Source organism: Bacillus sp. FJAT-27916, assembly GCF_001183965.1.
Classification (GTDB): domain Bacteria; phylum Bacillota; class Bacilli; order Bacillales; family Pradoshiaceae; genus Pradoshia.
Map to the genome: position 1 here is coordinate 2382789 of NZ_LFZV01000001.1, position 16874 is coordinate 2399662.

Here is a 16874-nt window from a genome sequence, read left to right on the forward strand (position 1 = left end):
TAGTGCTCAGTCCCTATTATCTTTTACTGGTCTTTTTCGAGGGGGCATTCCGCCGCTTGACTCTTCGTGTTCAGAGGAGGATGATTCTTCATCATGAAGGAAATTCGGATTAATATCCTCTAATTCTTCATCATCCACATCAAATTCCCAGCTTTCTTCGTCGCTCGATACATTTTCCAGGATAGCTACGGATAATTTGGTTTCCCCGATTATTTCAACCAGGAACTCGCGTTCAACATGAACCGCAATTTTCTCTCCGCAAGGGGATATCAAGCATTCAATGCAATTCGGCTGCTGCACAACCTTTGCGATGACTTCATTGTCATCATAAACGGTCTGGTCCCTGTATTTCAGCTTGATAACATCTTTATAGGGAACCTTCTCCGTTTTTACCTCTGTTTTGGTATTTTTGCAATATGAATACCAGATGTTGACATCATAGTATCCTGCAATTTCTACTTTCTTGCCAATCTTCTTGGCTTCATACGTATGATTAATGATCCAGCAGCCCAGAATGCTGGTTGGGCCATTTTCAGGACAAATCGTATGATTGGCCTTCGTAAACTTTCGTCCCTTTGCCACTACTGCCTTTGCAATGATATCTCTATATTGTGACATACAAGGTTACCCTCCTCAAACATTTTCAATTCATCCTATGCGTGATATACGTCCAGTGTGCGTCCTCAAATATTAGTCAACTAGGAATGCATGGTACAGTTTATGAGTCGCAGAAGGAATGGTGACCTCTTGAACTAAAAAGGAACAAGTCTTCACATTATATGTAGCCTTTCATCGATTCTTTCTCTAAAAAGCAGGTTCAGCGAACCCTTTAACTAAAAAGAAAAGACAAACCCGTCATAGAGGCTTGCCTGAAGTAGCCAATAATTGAATTACGCCTTTTTAATGGAGCGTTTATACCTATACTGCTTCCATTGAAAACGGATGAAGCAGCCAATGCAAAATCCGAGAATGGCGATAAAGGAAGCAGCCGCAACCATCATTGTAAATGCATAGGCAACCGCGTTCCAGCCTGCATAAAAGCTGATCAAGCCGCCGCTTAAGCATATAACCGCAATCGTTTGATTGAATTGCTGCTGATCCCATTCCTCCGGGATATATTCTGAAGTTTTTTTGCGCAAGAATAATCTTCCCGCTCTCATAATCGGATTAAAATTAAATACCAGGCCCATTAAGCCTGCGATAAGCGGAATGGCTAATATCTCATGGATTCCCGTCACCCATGTCAGCACAACACTCAAAAAGATAAACCATTGATTCAAACGTACTAACGGCCGCGGAATTGTTCGAACTTGCTCAGCCATTAAATCACACCTCTCCAATATGTTTTATGTGTTTAATGAATATTTTATCTTATCTATATGCAATTGGAAAGATTTTCATCTGAATGATATAATGAACAATGTAAATCCTTCTATAGAGATGACACTTTGAATGAATCATTGGTGTAAGGAGAAATAAATCAAATAACCAAGAATTTGATATGTCCTTTTAGAGACAGATGTTTCAATCAATGCACCAAATCTCTTCAATATATTGACTGCCTCATCTTGTTTGACCCCATGGATTTCAGCTACGATTGGCATGTCATCCGAGGTGCCTGACCGATGGGTAACATATCCTCCTTCAACAGACATTTGTCTTGAGATCACACTTAATAGCTTTCTTTCCCTTTCTAACATGTTTCATTTCACCCTTTTGACACTGATCTTACCTGATGTTTTTCATCTCCCATAAGCATACTAGCAAAATCCTCATTTCTATCTTCCAATTTTGTTAGACAGGGGCAACAAAATTGTCCCTTGTTTAAACCTCATCCTCCACCGCCTAATAATTTCCTAGTTTATAATAATTTTAATTAAATAGATGTTTTTAATTGATAATCTAAATAAAAATTAATATAATAGGTTTATCCTAAACAAGAGGTGATATGGAAAATGAGCAAAAAATTAACAACTAGCTGGGGCGCTCCTGTTGGAGATAACCAAAACTCCATCACAGCAGGCAGACGCGGACCTACGCTAATCCAAGATGTGCATCTATTAGAAAAATTGGCACACTTTAACCGTGAAAGAGTACCTGAACGTGTTGTTCACGCAAAAGGCGGCGGCGCTCATGGTTACTTTGAAGTAACAAATGATGTGACACAATACACGAAAGCGGCTTTCCTATCTGAAGTCGGTAAGAAAACACCATTATTCATCCGTTTCTCTACAGTAGCCGGAGAACTAGGTGCAGCTGACACCTTGCGTGACCCGCGTGGATTTGCCGTTAAATTGTACACTGAAGAAGGAAACTACGATATCGTTGGTAACAACACGCCAGTATTCTTCATTCGTGACGCGATCAAATTCCCAGATTTCATACATACGCAAAAGCGTGATCCAAAAACCCACTTGAAAAACCCAAATGCCGTTTGGGATTTCTGGAGCCTGTCTCCTGAGTCCTTGCACCAAGTAACCATTCTTATGTCTGACCGTGGTATCCCGGCAACATGGCGCCATATGCATGGTTTCGGAAGCCATACATTCAAATGGACAAACGCTGAAGGTCAAGGCGTATGGATCAAGTATCACTGGAAATCCGAGCAAGGCATCAAGAACCTATCTTCTGAATTGGCAGCAGAGCTAGCTGGTACGAACCCTGACTACCATATCGAAGATCTTCATAATGCAATCGAAGCTGGAGACTATCCATCTTGGAAGCTATGTGTCCAAATCATGCCGCTTGAAGATGCAAACACATACCGCTTCGATCCATTCGATGTAACAAAAGTATGGTCTCAAAAAGACTATCCATTAATCGAAGTAGGCCGCATGGTTCTTAACAAAAACCCTGAAAACTACTTCGCTGAAGTAGAACAAGCAACATTCTCCCCTGGTAACCTAGTACCTGGCGTAGATGTATCACCAGATAAATTATTGCAAGGCCGTTTGTTCGCCTATGCGGATGCTCACCGCTACCGTGTTGGTGCGAACCATAACCACTTGCCAATCAACCGCCCTGCTGTTGAAGTGAACAACCACCAACGCGATGGTCAAATGAACCCAACATCCAATGGCGGGGGCTCTGTATACTATGAGCCAAACAGCTTTGGCGGACCATACGAGTCCAAGCAAGACCAGCAAGCCGCCTATGAAGTCGAAGGCTATGCTGCAAGCACACCATACGACAACGATGACTTCTACACTCAAGCAGGCGATCTATACCGCTTATTGAGCAACGAGGAACGTGCGAACCTTGTCAACAACATTGTTGGAGCCATGAAAGGCGTAACGATTCCTGAAATCATTGAACGTCAAATCCAGCACTTCTACAAAGCAGACCCAGAATACGGTACACTTGTAGCCGCTGGTCTTGGAATTAACATTCCAGAAGAAGTTTAATAGAACTGTAAGCAATCAAATTTAACAAATTCTATTCTCATTTGCAAAACTATATTCTCAATTATTAGGAGATACTTTTCGACAAAGTATCTCCCTTTTTTGTTCATTTTCTCGATTAAATAGGCAGATTATCAATAAGGGGCTGTTTAGCAGTATTGTTTGTTAATTTAGAAAATAAAAATATTATGTAAATTAACTTGGGAATGGCACTCATTCTAAACAGCCTGTTTGGGCAGCTGGTGTTGTAAAGTGAATTAAAAACAGTTCATTTCGAGAAAAAACATGGAGGCTAGGACAAAACGAATGGTTATACCTTATTATTCCTATTCACTAGCAGTTGAAAATATAAATTCGTTCCATTCCGCGAAGTGTAGTCGCTTCCGCGGGGAGGAAGGCTTGAGCCTCCTCGGCACATGTGCCTGTGGGGTTTCAACCTTTCCTCACCTTTCCTCTACGTCCCACAGGAGTCGAGTGTATTTCTCTCCATCCCACTAGTCCTAATAGTAGAAAGCCACAATCAATCTTCATATAAAAAGCACTAGCCATCAAGACGCCGTTACGGTTATTTTGGACATGGCCGGTACATAATTTATTGCCCCTGGTTTTTAGATGCATCTTTCTAAAATAATCATCCAATGAAAAAGGAAGGAATCATACCTAGCACTAAACTATTAGATTCTACATAAATTCACTAAGTGTTCTAAACATAATTTAAGTCGCTGATGGATTATATCCTTATTCCCCATTTGTAACACAGTTTTTTGGCTTAATTTCTCTTTACTCAACATCTCATAGTGTTCATATGTTTCTAACAATGTCCATAAGATGTATTCATCCATTATCTGCTTATACAAAGATTCACTTTCATCTATGTACCCATCAATAAAACCATCTGCTATTTTACTAAGAACCTCATAATTTTCATGATATTGATTTTTTTGATACCTTGGTGCATTCGAATAAGCCATCAGAAGGAATTTATAACAAAAAACAAAATAACCTGCATATTTTAGATTGAAATCCAGCCTTGGAAACGGATCAATGAGAGAAACATCCGGATAATCGAAAATGATGTTTTCTGGTGTTATATCTTGATTGACTAAAGAAATGGTTTGTTGGTTTTCTCGTCTGTTTTTGATTATGGTTTGTATCTTTTCAACGATCATATCTCTATCAAACTCTAAATCAGCAGCAATCAATTTATGCATAACACTAACGTAGTAATGGTTATCAGCCTGCCATATTTGAGCTGAATCTTTCTGCACACTACCTTCAAGGCGCTCACCATTCCACACCAGGTTACCGAATCCTTTTATACCAGGAGATTTTCCGTGCATAGCTTGAAAGAAAATCCCTAGTTTTCTTCCAAGACTGCTTGCTTCTATATGATTTAAACTTTGAATCCTTCTTCCCTTACCCATAAAACTTTCAACGGTAAATACAATTGATTCATCTAAAAAGTATTTGAAAAATGACGGACAAATATTAACAGAACATTGGTTGGCCAGTCCGTAGTAAGCCTTTGAAGATTCATATTCCGTTTTCAGGTCGAGCTCTTTAAATTCCTGTAATTGTCCATAAGCCTTCTTTTTCTTTATCCTTATGACAATGGCATCTTCCATAATTTTTTCAATTTTATAAACAGAGTGCCATGCTCCTTCTCCAATTTTCTAGATTCCCTTTATTTCCACCTCTTCCATATTTAATATCTTAATAGCTTTCTTCATATCCTCGGTTGCCAATACGAATGATCCTTTCTAATAATGGCCTTATAACCGAATCAGTCACAAGTCCATGATTTCCCCTTATTTGTCTGTTTAGAGACTCATATTTCTTATGATTTTTTCAAATTCCTTCTTCCTCTAACCAGCCTCTTTTCCAAAATAAAAAAAAGAGCTGATCAATCAGCTCCCGATCGTAGAGAAAAGCACCCGTTCTCAAATAGCTCTATATAAAGAAACCTCTGATTACTTTTCAAGCGATGAAATGTTGAAAAAGCTGGACAGTCAAAATCGTTGTTAACAAGCATCCGAAGGAAGTGAAGACGATGGTTTTTCTATTGTCCTGATTTTCTTCAGGCTTCATTAATTCATTCATTTGGATGACCCATATGGCCATCGTGATAAGGGCAAGAAATCCAATAGACAAAGCATGTACCTCCTTTTCCCCCTTTTGCAGGAAAGCTGTACTGCCTCAATTGTAACATTTTGTTATTTTCAGGTAAATCCTAGTTGAACGAATCTACCTAGCTAGACCCAGTTATTCAAGTCAGCTCTATCTTCCGCTCTCCTATGCCTCCCATAAAAAAACACCAGCTATCCTGACAGCTGGTGTTTTATCTTATTCAATTCCGTCCTTCTGCTTCCCATTTCTCGAATGTTTGCAGGACCATTTTCTGAACAGCCTTGCCTCCACCTTCATCTTGGACATTCTCCACTAGGATGGACATGACGGCGTTAGGATTATTTTGGTCATAGGCGACAAACAGGCCATTTTCCTGTCCCTTTTCATCCTGACTTTTCTTTAATTCTGCTGTACCGGTCTTTCCTGCTAAAGCAAACTGATCCGACTTGGCTGCCGTTGCGGTTCCATCTGTGACGACCTTGCGCATATCCTTCTTCAGCAAAGCGGCATTGTCGCTTGAGGTGATGGATTCCTTCCAAACAGCTGCTTCTGTTGTCTCAAATAATCTCGGCTTCATAAGTGTACCATCTTGAACGATACCGCCATAAAGGGAAGCAAGATGAACAAGGCTCATGAGTACTTCTCCTTGGCCGTACCCGGTATCTGCGAGCAGCTTACTGCTCGTCAGTTTCCCATCATTGGAAATTTGAGAGGCCCTTATCGGGTATTCAAGCGGGAACTTTTCCTCTCCTACTCCCAAATCCTTCAAACCACTTATTAATTTATCTTCCCCAATGGCTAGAGCTGTCTGGGCGAAATAAATATTATCGGAGTATTGAAGAGCCGCTTCTAAATCAACAGGGCGCTTTGGATCGGTCACGCGCGTAATGGAAGCATTTCCCCACTCCTCTCCCTTGGACCATTTCAACCCGGAGATATCGATTGTTTTATTCGGATCAAGTGTTCCAGCATTAAGGCCTATCATGGCAATGAGCGGCTTTATGGATGACCCTGGTGAGAAGGTCGCTGCAAAACGATTCAATAGAGGCTGCTTCGCATTTTCCTCTAGTTTCTTATAATTCTCGGCACTCATACCTAAGATGAAATCATTTGGGTCAAAGGATGGAGAGCTAACTAAGGCAAGTACATCTCCTGTTTCAGGCTGGACAGCTGAGAACGTACCGGCAACACCTTTCATATTCGTATAGGCTGTCTTCTGCAGGTCAGCATCAACCATTAATGTGACGCTTTGACCATCCTCAGGCTCTGTTTCTGCGATTACGGCCGGTTCTTCGCGGTCAATATAGATGGTATAGCCATCCTTGCCCCGGAGCTGCTCCTCCAATAATTCCTCGAGTCCACGCTTCCCAATGACACTGCTCGCTGAATATCCCTTATCCTTATGCTTCTCAAGCTCTTCGGCAGTGATTGTCCCAACATAACCGGTCAAATGGGCAGCACTTTCCTTATAAGGGTATTCACGAACGGCCGTTTCACTGAACTGAACTCCGTCAATTGCATTAAGCTGTTCGATTCGTTCCTTATCATCCTTGGCAATCTTTTGGATTGGCACAAATAGAGATGGTTCTACCCAGCTTTGATTTAATTGCTTATCAATGTATTCTGTCGTATTATCTAGAATTTTTGCAACTTCTGCCTTCTTCGTATCATCGAATTGCTCTGGTACGATTCCAACCTGCTGGGCAGTCCCGTTTATGGCAAGACCCTTTCCATTTCGGTCAAAAATTTCTCCCCTTTGCGCTTTCGTAGATTTGATGCCAATTTTCTCGTCCTTTTGTAAATCTGGTAAGATGAAGGTTGTATCCCAATTGATATACCAATTCTCTTCCTCATCACGTGTCTCTTTCTTTAATTCAACATCCTTATCAAACTCAATTTCTCCTGCAATGGAGTTCATTTTCGCCTTTATCGGAAGTGTGACCTGTTCCTTGTCCTCACGATCCTGCTCCCCTTCAAATGCGGTCTCCACCTTTAAATCGGTTATGCCAAGATCACTGTAAACCTTTTCATAACGGTCGATGAAGTCTTCATTTTTGTAGGATTCCTTTGTGGAAGCCGAAAGATAATCTGTATACATTTCTTCAAAGTCCTGCTTGTTCCACAATTTCACATAGTCATTCAGCCGGCTTTCTGGCTGAACAGAGTCATCACTGCACCCGACTGATATGAAAAGTAATATAAATAAAAAGCTTGCTAGAATACTTTTTTTGCCCAAAGATTCTGCCTCCTTCCAATCACTATCATTATTATAGCAAATGAGGCGTTATTAACCGACACAAAAAACTCCTTATCCATTTGGACAAGGAGTTTTTAAGCTTCAATGAATCTTTTTTTCTTTTTTAGCCTGCTGATGACCTTCGATATACTGACAAAAATCGGAGATAGAAGTGAACGTATAATCCGGTTCGGTTTTAAAATCAGATGTTTGAACCGTACTGAACCATTGGGCTGCCGCCGTCTTCACACCTGCAGCTGCTCCGGCAGCCATATCCGACTCGCTGTCACCGACGAATAAGATCTCTGAAGGCTTGTTTTGGAGAAGCTTCATACACTTCTCAACCCCCTCCTTATCCGGTTTCGGGTTCTTTACATCATCACCCGCAATGGTAACGTCGAAGTAATCATATATCCCTAATGCTTCAAGCGAAAAGGTTAGGGATCTTCTGCTCTTACCTGTTACAATCCCAAGATTGAGATCCATCTCCTTGAATTGCTCAAGCATCTCCTGGATTTTCTCCAGACCCTCAAATTCTCGGTCATGCCCTTTTTCATATTGCTCATAAAAATCCTCAATGGCTTGGTTCAGCTTATCCTTATGTTCTAGATGCTTTCTCAGCATCTCATCCTCAATCGGACCAAAATACTGTACGATGTCCTCATCCGTCATTTCTTTTCCGTCGTATTTCTTGAATACATATCGAAATGCATCAAATGCTGCCGGCAGGGTATCTGCAATCGTTCCATCAAAATCAAATAATATGGTTTTTAACTCCATCCCGCATCTTCCTCTCCTATATATCTCTATTCCTTTTATACCCAACCATGCTTCTTCCTAATACGGTTGATTGCTAAATAAACTTCGGGGCTTGATTAGTTTGATGGCACGAACCCAACGTTCGGATTTCAATCCCATTAAGATGTTATCCCCTTTATTTTTTAAACCAAAATGCCATATATACGAACAATAATAAAAAATTTTAAATAAACATATGTTTTATTTATTGACAAGTGTTTATATATAAATATAATGATAGTGTTGTATTATTTATTTCGGTATTGGAGGATTTATTTATGAAAAAAACATTGGCGGTCATCTTGTCTTCCTTTGTATTAATGGCAGGCTGCAGCGGGAACAATGAAGGAAATCAAGCAGAGGAAGTAAAGCCAATCGGCATTATCGGAGCCATGGATTCTGAGGTCACTAGCCTCCAATCGGAATTGGCAAATGCTGAAGTGAAGGAAATAGCGGGTCTCGAATTCCATACTGGAGAATTAAACGACCGAGATGTTGTTATCGTCAAATCAGGAGTTGGGAAAGTTAACGCTGCCCTTTGTGCCCAAATCTTGATTGATGAGTTTAATGTTGATACATTAATCAATACAGGTGTGGCAGGCGGATTATACAGCGAATTAGAGGTAGGAGATATCGTCGTATCCAATCAAGCGGTACAGCATGATATGGATATCACCGCTTTCGGCCATGAGAAAGGATATATTTCTGATATGTCTGAGGATGGAAAGGCAACCTATTTCCAAACAGATAAAGAGCTTGCAGAAAAAACTCAAGCTATCGCTAATGAGGTTATGAAGGATAACAAAGCCTATATCGGCACAATCGCTTCAGGTGACATATTTGTAAGCGACCAAGCCTTGAAGGAAGAATTGATTGAGTCTTTTGATGCGTATGCAGCTGAAATGGAAGGAGCGGCCATTGCTCATGTAGCAAGTGTTAATCAGATTCCTGTAACTATTATCCGCGCCATTTCTGACCTTGCCAACGGCGAAGCAGATGTCACATACGAGGAATTCGAAACGAAAGCGGCTGAGAATTCCGCCGAGATTGTTCGTAATCTTGTAAAAGGACTATAAAAGTTTAAAACGATGAAACCGCCTGCTGGATATACCAGAGGTGGTTTTTCGTTTCCCTATAACACTCTCGTTTTTCCTAAAAATGGTTGTTTCCATCCAATAATATGTTAAGCTATAAGAAATAAGGTTAGATGTTTGAGAGAAGATATTTCTCTCCTATTCTGCCTTCATATTCGCACTTACTAGGGGCGCCAATCGGCTGAGATGAACCCTTTGAACCTGATCTAGTTAATACTAGCGGAGGGAAGTAGGAATGATTTCGACGACTACTATTTCGATCGTTATTAGCCACTTCCCGTATAGGGAGGTGGTTTTTATTTTGTTTAAGTCTGTTGCTATTCACTAGCTGCTTTACCGACGAGGATCAACTCTATTTCATAAAGGAGGATATGAAATGACGACATTCACGGAAAGACTGTATCAAAATGTACAACCGATTTGGGAACGAAATCATCGTCATCCATTCGTGCAAGGATTAGGGAAAGGAACTTTAGAGAAGGAGAAGTTCGTTCATTATTTAAAACAGGATTATGTGTATTTAATCGATTATGCAAAATTATTTGCCATCGGTGCCATCAAAGCGCACAACCTGAAAACGATGAATACGTTCGCTGCTATCTTACATGACACTTTGCATGTCGAAATGGAATTGCATCGGCAATATGCCGAAAGCTTCGGAATCAGCCGGCAAGAGCTGGAGTCAACCAAAGCAACCCCCACTAATGTAGCGTATACAAGCTATATGCTGAATATCGCTCAAAATGGCAGCTTAGCTGATGTAGTCGCCTGCTTATTACCATGTGCCTGGGATTATTGGGAAATCGGAAAATTACTTAGAAAACAATATGGAGACGGGCTCGCCTCCAACCCTTATGCCAATTGGATTGAAACCTATGACTCTATAGAGTTTGCTGAAGGTACGAAATCGCTCATTCAACTGATGGATGAACTGGCAGAAGGAAAACCGGAGCGTGAACTAGCCAAGCTTGAGGAATATTTTCAGGTAACATCCAAATATGAATATTTGTTTTGGGAAATGAATGACAAACAGCTGGATTGGCCCATTTAAGCGTCGAAATCAAGCTGATTCATAGACAGATAGGAGAGTGAAACCTTAATGTCCACGATTACCAAATTGACCATGACCGCTTTACTAACGGCGATCACAACTATAACAAGCAGCCTGATTTACATCCCTATCGGCTTTGCCAAGATCTTTCCCATACAGCATCTCGTTAATTTACTTTCAGCTGTTCTTCTCGGCCCTGCCTATGCGGTTATGCAGGCATTCCTTTCTTCCACAATCAGAAATGTCACAGGAACAGGCAGTGTGTTTGCCTATCCAGGCAGCATGATTGGTGCCTTCTTAGCCGCTATTCTTTACAGCAAAACAAAGAAAATCGGGCTCGCAGCCACAGGAGAAGTCATTGGCACAGGACTTCTAGGAGCCATGGCGACCTACCCCATTGCCGTTCTTTTCTTTGGAAAAGAAGCGACATTATTTGGACTCATCCCTGCCTTCACCATCAGTTCCGTCACTGGAGCAGTCATGGGATATGGATTATTGAAGATATTGATCAGGAACCGAGTTTTACTGCCAAATGAACAAAAGATAAGATAAATAAACAGCCCAATCAGGGTATAGAAGCTCAGTTTCCATCATTTACAATTATCCCCTTTACTGATGTTATAATTTACTCATACTCTATTTCTTAAGGGGGATAATAGAGCTTTTTATCAGCATCAGCAAAAGCTTTTCTACAATTCGGTGCGATTTCAGTCGTCATTATTCTAGTCCTTATCCTAGGAGGATTCTATCTATTTAAGAGTTTTCAAAAGGGGAAAGTGGCGCATAAGTTCTTTTAGACATAACCAAAAACTCATAAGGATGAATAGGAGGTTCCACTTCCTTCCACAGTGATTCTCAATTGCCCCAGGGTTTACAATTGCAGACCCCGCACAGGGCAAAATAGTTTACTAATCGCATACAGAAAAATTGTCCCCCCAGAATAATAAACAATCTTGAAAAAATCATCTGAAGAAGGATTTCGGAAGAGAAATCTTGATGTTATCGCTTTTTGGGGATATTATTAAGGAAATTCATTTAAGGAGAACCTTATCATATGTCTAAAAAAGTAAGTCTTCAAGAAGCTATTAAACAAAAGCTTGCGGCTAAGAACCAGGTCAACCAGACTGGCAGCCATTCAACGGGTCCTGTCAAAAAGACGAAGGAATTGCAAAGCCAACTGACAAAAAAACCAAACAACCAGCGGAAACGCATGGGTGTTTAACGTTTAGGGTAACGATACCGGATAATTCTTATCTGATGACAGTTTGAATAACCAATGAACTGCTCCCTGATAAGCAGACAGCTTAATAAAAAGGAAATGCCGTGTTAAAGCGGCGATGAGATGACTCCGGGCAGCTTGCCGGAGTCATCTTCTTTTTAGTTGCATGATTGATTAGCATTTTTAACGTGCAATCAATAAACATGCATATACAGCTAAAATGTACGTAAGTTATAGTGATAGCCTGTACTGCTTGTATGGAATGAATTTACACAAAGCGAATGAATTGTATATGCTAAAATTGTATTTGCACACTATTTATGAAAGAGAAGAGAACCTTTTATGAAAAAACCTTTTATGAAAAAATTAATGATTAGTTTAGGTGTCCTATTGATGATTGTTGTACTCGGTATGACAGGCTTTTATATTTGGTCACAACAAACATACGATGCATCTGAAGAGCTTACTTCCTATGTAAATGTAAATGACATTAAGACTGAAAATAACTGGCTAGTATTTGAGCCAAAAGCTCAACCAAAAGGCGGTATTATTCTATACCCTGGAGCAAAGGTAGAACCTGAAGCATATAGCTACTATGCTCAAGGTCTGGCAGACAATGATTACTTAGTCATCGTCCCTAAGGTTACCTTGAACTTTGCTCTTTTAGATATAAACCAAGCAGATGTCATAATGGATGAGTTCAGTGACATTACAAACTGGTATATAGGCGGGCATTCACTTGGCGGAGTAGCTGCTGCAACTTATGCATACGACAATCTTAAAGATATCCAAGGCTTAATCCTATTGGCTTCCTATCCGAGCAATTCCAGTGATTTTTCCGAAACAGACCTGCCTACCCTATCCCTCTATGCGGAGTTTGATGGATTAACAACAACTGAAAAAATCAATGATACGAAACATTTACTTTCCTCTGAAGCAACCCTCTATGAAGTCAAAGGAGGAAACCATGCCCAATTTGGAATGTATGGATCACAAAAAGGTGATGGTACAGCGACCATATCCAATAAAGAACAGCAGGATGAAATAATGAAAGAAACCTTAACGTGGTTAAAAATTTCCGAAGGATAAGTGCTAGTGTCACTTATTCTTACTTGAGGCTGGGACAAAACAAAATAAATGATCCTCAAAAACGAATGATAGTCATTTATTATTCCTATTCAATAGCAGTTGGAAATACGAGTCCGTTCCATTCCGCGAAATGCACTCGCTTTCCGCGGGGAGGAAGCTGTGCCTCCTCGGCGCTTACGCCTGCGGGGTCTCATCCTTTCCCCTACTTCCCGCTGGAGTGAGTGCATTTCGCTCTATTTCACTAGTCACTAATAGTAGAAAGCAACAATTAAAGACCCGAATAATTAGACGATAGAATTCATTCATTTATCGTCTAATTATTCGGGTTTATCATTGGCTGAAATACCTATGTCCCAGCCTCAATTTTATTTATCTTTTATGAGGTGCCCTACTCACCCCATACAAAGAAGAATCAATGCGTATTACTTCGATCTTAATATGAGTCAGCACTAGGAATAGACCTCGAATAATTCCGATTCACTCACACTTCAGTCGTACCTCTCATTATTCTAAGCTGCTTATCCCCCGTAATTCTTTTAGATACCAGGCGTCCATCGTATTATGCTCTGAGCCATCCAGCGGTTTATCAAGCTGTCGGAACCCATATTTGAAATAAAGGAGATTTGCCACCTGGAGTTTCTTCATTGTTTCTAAGTAACAATATGTATAATGTTCCTCAGCAAAGTTGAGAGCTATATTCATCAGCATTCTCGACAGGCCCTGTCCTTGAGCAACGGGTGCTATATACAGCTTTTGCAATTCACATACATCCCGCTCCAATCCAAATGGTGCAATCCCGACTCCTCCAACTGCTTCATCCTGTTCATTTACTAGTACCCAATACCTTGCATGAGGTTGTTCCTTATAGAATTGAGCTAGATCTCCAAGCTGTGGATCATAATAGGCGGTTCCAGGAATATTTAAATCAAATGATTCCAAGGAACGTTTAATGATCTGTTCCATTCGTTCATTGTCTTTCTCTTGAATTTCACGAATCTGCATACAACTAATCCTCCAATAATGCCTATTCAATAGGTGCTTTTAATCTATTGCGATAATTGCCTATAAGATCTTACTTCACCCCCGACTCAACGATCAATCGATGCGGCGAAATTGTGCATTTTGCTTTTGCACCGAGCGGTACTGAATAAGAAAAGGCCGTTTATCTAACAGCCTTGAATCACTGCGATCGTCATCACATGTTAAAGACCCTTCACCATTGTGAATAATATTGCGGACCCCTTTAATGTATACCAATGTCTTCAAACCTAAATCTCTCATAAACTTTGATATTCTGCTCATTTGCCATCAATATGACTCTATTTTATCAGGTTTTCTTCCAACATACCCCAACATCATTCATCCTGACATCGATCTTCAATGAAATATTCCTTTTTCCTATAGGCGATTGCCTCCATTGTGGCGATCAAATCACCTCTGCATGTTACATTGATTTTGTACCATCCAATACGATTGTTCCTCTTTTCTTCCATCGCTTCCGCCTCAAGACGGTAGTCCTTTTTAGCTGCAGAAATAAAATTAATCGTTGTAGACAATCCTACGGCTGTTTTTCCATAGGAATTGCAAGCAGCAGCAAATACATAGTCAGCCAAAGCAAAGATAATGGCTCCATGTATTGTTCCGTGGGAATTAAGCATAGATTCGTTTTTGACGTCTAATTTAGCTTTTGCCGTACCCTCGCCCATTTCTATTAGTTGTATTCCAAGAAATTGAGCAAATGGCTCTTGCTCCATTTTTTCGAATATATGCCGATGATATTTTCTATGTATCTCATGCTCTTCGTTATTCATTTTTCTCCCCCTTTAGTAGAATAGTAGATCGATCAACAGCCTTTTTAAAGCGAACAGCTGTTTTACATAATGATTCATCCCGGATTCACTAATAAGTAAATATGCTATAAACTCAGCAGAAGATGATGAGTTCTTCCGCTGAGTTTTTATCAATGTTTTTCTGGTGCACTGACGCCATAACCAGTATTCGATCTAAAAAGAATCTCGCTATATTTATCATCAGATTCTTTTGTCTTAGCCGAGAGGATGGTTCCTAAATAAGCACCCAGGAATCCTAATGGCACAGTGATAATGGTTGGATTGGTCAGAGGAAACAAAGCTTTACCCGTCAAGATAGCCGCGCCTGGTTCTGGATTCCAAACATTAGGGCTTAATAAAACAAGCACAACAGAACTAATCAAACCGACTAACATCCCTGTTATGGCACCAGTGGCATTAAAGCGCTTCCAATAAATCGTACATAACATGACCGGCAAATTAGCACTAGCTCCTATTCCAAGTGCTAATACCGATAAGAAAGCAACATTTAAGTTTTGAGCCAGCAACGCAAGGAAAATGGAGATAACGGCAACTAATATTGAAGATATCCGTGCAACCCTCATTTGCTGTTTTTTCGATACCTGTCCTTTTTTTATGATTTGCCCATAAATATCATGGGCAAAAGCAGATGCTGAAGTCAGGACAAGAGCAGAAACGACTGCTAGAATGGTTGCAAAAGCGATTGCTGAAATAAAAGCAAACAAGAAATCACCGCCAACTGATAATGCAAGCAAAGGTGCTGCCATATTTCCTGCAGGATTGGCTGCAATGATTTGGTCCCATCCGACATAAACGGTCGCTCCAAACCCAAGGAAGACTACCATCAAGAAGAACGCACCAATTAGCCAGGTCGAATAGACAACTGACTTTCTTGCTGTCACAGCATCTTTGACCGTAAAGAAGCGAATGAGCAAATGCGGTAAACCAGCCACTCCCAATACAAGTGCCATATTTAGCGAGATCATATCCAAGCCATTACTGTATTTATTCCCTGGGTTTGCTAATTCCGGACCAAGCGGACTAGCAGTCCTAATTTCCTGGAATAGCTTTATAATACTGAAATCAAATTTTGCAAATACGAGGAATGTTAAGATGAACGATCCACCAAGCAACAGAATCGCCTTAATGATTTGCACCCAACTCGTTGCGGTCATCCCTCCAAAAATTACATATACGGTCATTAAAATACCGACTATCACAACCGCTAGCCAATAATCAATTCCTAGCATTAAACTAACTAAACCGCCTCCACCAACCAGTTGAGCAATCATATAAAATATTGAGATGACTAATGTATTAGCTGCTGTTGTTCCCCGTACCTTATTTGAAGGAAACCGTGATGCAAGCATATCAGCTAACGTATATTTGCCTAGGTTACGCATTGGTTCAGCAATAAGATAAAGCATGAAAAGAAAACCAAGCAGGTTACCAATACTCATATAAAAACCGTCAAATCCTATTAAGGAAATTGCCCCTGTTATCCCCAAAAAAGAGGCGGCAGACATAAAGTCACCAGCAATAGCCAAGCCGTTCTGTGAAGCTGTCAGCCCTCCCCCATCCGTATAAAAATCACTGGCACTTTTCGTTTTTTTAGAGGCAAAGTAAGTAATCATCAATGTTAATACAATAATACTCAGGAACAGAGACAAAGATAGAACACTCATAAATCGTACTTCTCCTTATACTTTTTTATGATTAACTCTGCCATCGAATCATATGTTTTTGATTTTTTTATATAAATCCACCCGCAAATCCAAACGAGCATAAATTGAGCCAGCGCAAATATCCAAACCCAAGGAATGGAAGGGATCATTTCCCTATGCAAGATTTTTGTATAGGCTGCTAATAAAGGTAATGTAAAGTAAAAAGCAAGGAAGAAAAGGGTGTGAACTGAACCCCGAATAGTGGACACTTTAAAAAAAGTGGACCCTATTCGGGGTTTTCCTATTCTCTTTCAGGAAAACTCCCGTTATACTAACATTACGATTTTTAGAACGGAGTGGAGTATT

General features: G+C 40.3%; 18 protein-coding genes and 1 riboswitch. Of the genes, 6 read left to right on the top strand and 12 right to left on the bottom strand.

Annotated elements, in window-relative coordinates:
- Nucleotides 1–6: 6 nt before the first annotated feature.
- From cotE to AC622_RS11610, 3 genes are all read right to left on the bottom strand, one after another.
- The gene (cotE, locus tag AC622_RS11600) at nucleotides 7–618 is read right to left on the bottom strand and encodes an outer spore coat protein CotE (protein WP_082197125.1); all 612 of its coding nucleotides are present in this window, start codon (nucleotides 616–618) and stop codon (nucleotides 7–9) included.
- Between the two features lie 272 nt (nucleotides 619–890).
- Entirely contained in the window at nucleotides 891–1322 is a 432-nt protein-coding gene (locus AC622_RS11605) for a DUF4395 domain-containing protein (protein WP_049671205.1), read from the bottom strand.
- Between the two features lie 135 nt (nucleotides 1323–1457).
- A complete protein-coding gene (locus AC622_RS11610; RefSeq protein ID WP_049671206.1) occupies nucleotides 1458–1700 on the bottom strand; it encodes a hypothetical protein in 243 nt (80 codons plus the stop codon).
- A gap of 255 nt (nucleotides 1701–1955) precedes the next feature.
- Between AC622_RS11610 and katA the strand changes: the two genes are divergently transcribed.
- On the top strand, nucleotides 1956–3404 hold the full coding sequence (gene katA / locus AC622_RS11615; RefSeq protein WP_049671207.1) for a catalase KatA: 1449 nt from the start codon (nucleotides 1956–1958) through the stop codon (nucleotides 3402–3404).
- Between the two features lie 671 nt (nucleotides 3405–4075).
- Here the strand turns inward: katA and AC622_RS11620 are convergent.
- From AC622_RS11620 to AC622_RS11630, 4 genes are all read right to left on the bottom strand, one after another.
- Nucleotides 4076–5026, bottom strand: coding sequence for a hypothetical protein (locus AC622_RS11620; RefSeq protein ID WP_231589517.1), 951 nt, complete (start codon nucleotides 5024–5026; stop codon nucleotides 4076–4078).
- 352 nt (nucleotides 5027–5378) lie between these two features.
- The gene (locus AC622_RS21235) at nucleotides 5379–5552 is read right to left on the bottom strand and encodes a hypothetical protein (protein ID WP_197089934.1); all 174 of its coding nucleotides are present in this window, start codon (nucleotides 5550–5552) and stop codon (nucleotides 5379–5381) included.
- 196 nt (nucleotides 5553–5748) lie between these two features.
- Nucleotides 5749–7764, bottom strand: coding sequence for a penicillin-binding transpeptidase domain-containing protein (locus AC622_RS11625; protein ID WP_156185618.1), 2016 nt, complete (start codon nucleotides 7762–7764; stop codon nucleotides 5749–5751).
- 102 nt (nucleotides 7765–7866) lie between these two features.
- Entirely contained in the window at nucleotides 7867–8544 is a 678-nt protein-coding gene (locus tag AC622_RS11630; RefSeq protein WP_049671208.1) for an HAD family hydrolase, read from the bottom strand.
- A 296-nt stretch (nucleotides 8545–8840) separates the two neighbouring features.
- Here AC622_RS11630 and AC622_RS11635 point away from each other — a divergent pair, with 296 nt between their 5' ends.
- The 5 genes from AC622_RS11635 to AC622_RS11650 all read left to right on the top strand — a co-directional run bounded on the left by AC622_RS11635 (nucleotide 8841) and on the right by AC622_RS11650 (nucleotide 13015).
- The gene (locus AC622_RS11635; RefSeq protein ID WP_082197126.1) at nucleotides 8841–9638 is read left to right on the top strand and encodes a 5'-methylthioadenosine/adenosylhomocysteine nucleosidase; all 798 of its coding nucleotides are present in this window, start codon (nucleotides 8841–8843) and stop codon (nucleotides 9636–9638) included.
- 174 nt (nucleotides 9639–9812) lie between these two features.
- Nucleotides 9813–9901: riboswitch (TPP riboswitch) on the top strand.
- A gap of 131 nt (nucleotides 9902–10032) precedes the next feature.
- On the top strand, nucleotides 10033–10707 hold the full coding sequence (gene tenA, locus AC622_RS11640; RefSeq protein WP_053103755.1) for a thiaminase II: 675 nt from the start codon (nucleotides 10033–10035) through the stop codon (nucleotides 10705–10707).
- A 48-nt stretch (nucleotides 10708–10755) separates the two neighbouring features.
- On the top strand, nucleotides 10756–11259 hold the full coding sequence (gene thiW, locus AC622_RS11645; RefSeq protein ID WP_049671210.1) for an energy coupling factor transporter S component ThiW: 504 nt from the start codon (nucleotides 10756–10758) through the stop codon (nucleotides 11257–11259).
- Between the two features lie 502 nt (nucleotides 11260–11761).
- Nucleotides 11762–11929 (top strand): hypothetical protein, encoded by a 168-nt coding sequence (locus tag AC622_RS21240; protein ID WP_197089935.1) that lies wholly within the window; start codon nucleotides 11762–11764, stop codon nucleotides 11927–11929.
- 339 nt (nucleotides 11930–12268) lie between these two features.
- A complete protein-coding gene (locus AC622_RS11650) occupies nucleotides 12269–13015 on the top strand; it encodes an alpha/beta hydrolase (RefSeq protein ID WP_231589518.1) in 747 nt (248 codons plus the stop codon).
- Between the two features lie 504 nt (nucleotides 13016–13519).
- Here the strand turns inward: AC622_RS11650 and AC622_RS11655 are convergent.
- From AC622_RS11655 to AC622_RS21680, 5 genes are all read right to left on the bottom strand, one after another.
- Nucleotides 13520–14017 (bottom strand): GNAT family N-acetyltransferase, encoded by a 498-nt coding sequence (locus AC622_RS11655; protein WP_049671211.1) that lies wholly within the window; start codon nucleotides 14015–14017, stop codon nucleotides 13520–13522.
- Between the two features lie 93 nt (nucleotides 14018–14110).
- Nucleotides 14111–14281, bottom strand: coding sequence for a hypothetical protein (locus tag AC622_RS21030; RefSeq protein ID WP_156185619.1), 171 nt, complete (start codon nucleotides 14279–14281; stop codon nucleotides 14111–14113).
- 89 nt (nucleotides 14282–14370) lie between these two features.
- Nucleotides 14371–14826 (bottom strand): hotdog fold thioesterase, encoded by a 456-nt coding sequence (locus tag AC622_RS11660; protein ID WP_049671212.1) that lies wholly within the window; start codon nucleotides 14824–14826, stop codon nucleotides 14371–14373.
- 149 nt (nucleotides 14827–14975) lie between these two features.
- Nucleotides 14976–16529 carry a solute symporter family protein gene (locus AC622_RS11665; RefSeq protein ID WP_049671213.1) on the bottom strand — a complete coding sequence of 518 codons (1554 nt, stop codon included), beginning with the start codon at nucleotides 16527–16529 and terminating at the stop codon, nucleotides 14976–14978.
- Nucleotides 16526–16777 carry a DUF485 domain-containing protein gene (locus tag AC622_RS21680; protein WP_053103756.1) on the bottom strand — a complete coding sequence of 84 codons (252 nt, stop codon included), beginning with the start codon at nucleotides 16775–16777 and terminating at the stop codon, nucleotides 16526–16528. The genes AC622_RS11665 and AC622_RS21680 overlap by 4 nt, the downstream gene beginning before the upstream one ends.
- Nucleotides 16778–16874: the final 97 nt, after the last annotated feature.

Coding starts and splice junctions, on each gene's coding strand:
- AC622_RS11610 (WP_049671206.1), bottom strand. CDS start 1,700: ATGTTAGAAAGGGAAAGAAAGCTATTAAGTGTGATCTCAAGACAAATG.
- AC622_RS11650 (WP_231589518.1), top strand. CDS start 12,269: ATGAAAAAACCTTTTATGAAAAAATTAATGATTAGTTTAGGTGTCCTA.
- AC622_RS11630 (WP_049671208.1), bottom strand. CDS start 8,544: ATGGAGTTAAAAACCATATTATTTGATTTTGATGGAACGATTGCAGAT.
- AC622_RS11665 (WP_049671213.1), bottom strand. CDS start 16,529: ATGAGTGTTCTATCTTTGTCTCTGTTCCTGAGTATTATTGTATTAACA.
- tenA (WP_053103755.1), top strand. CDS start 10,033: ATGACGACATTCACGGAAAGACTGTATCAAAATGTACAACCGATTTGG.
- AC622_RS11635 (WP_082197126.1), top strand. CDS start 8,841: ATGAAAAAAACATTGGCGGTCATCTTGTCTTCCTTTGTATTAATGGCA.
- AC622_RS11620 (WP_231589517.1), bottom strand. CDS start 5,026: ATGGAAGATGCCATTGTCATAAGGATAAAGAAAAAGAAGGCTTATGGA.
- AC622_RS11660 (WP_049671212.1), bottom strand. CDS start 14,826: ATGAATAACGAAGAGCATGAGATACATAGAAAATATCATCGGCATATA.
- thiW (WP_049671210.1), top strand. CDS start 10,756: ATGTCCACGATTACCAAATTGACCATGACCGCTTTACTAACGGCGATC.
- AC622_RS11655 (WP_049671211.1), bottom strand. CDS start 14,017: ATGCAGATTCGTGAAATTCAAGAGAAAGACAATGAACGAATGGAACAG.
- AC622_RS21240 (WP_197089935.1), top strand. CDS start 11,762: ATGTCTAAAAAAGTAAGTCTTCAAGAAGCTATTAAACAAAAGCTTGCG.
- cotE (WP_082197125.1), bottom strand. CDS start 618: ATGTCACAATATAGAGATATCATTGCAAAGGCAGTAGTGGCAAAGGGA.
- AC622_RS11605 (WP_049671205.1), bottom strand. CDS start 1,322: ATGGCTGAGCAAGTTCGAACAATTCCGCGGCCGTTAGTACGTTTGAAT.
- katA (WP_049671207.1), top strand. CDS start 1,956: ATGAGCAAAAAATTAACAACTAGCTGGGGCGCTCCTGTTGGAGATAAC.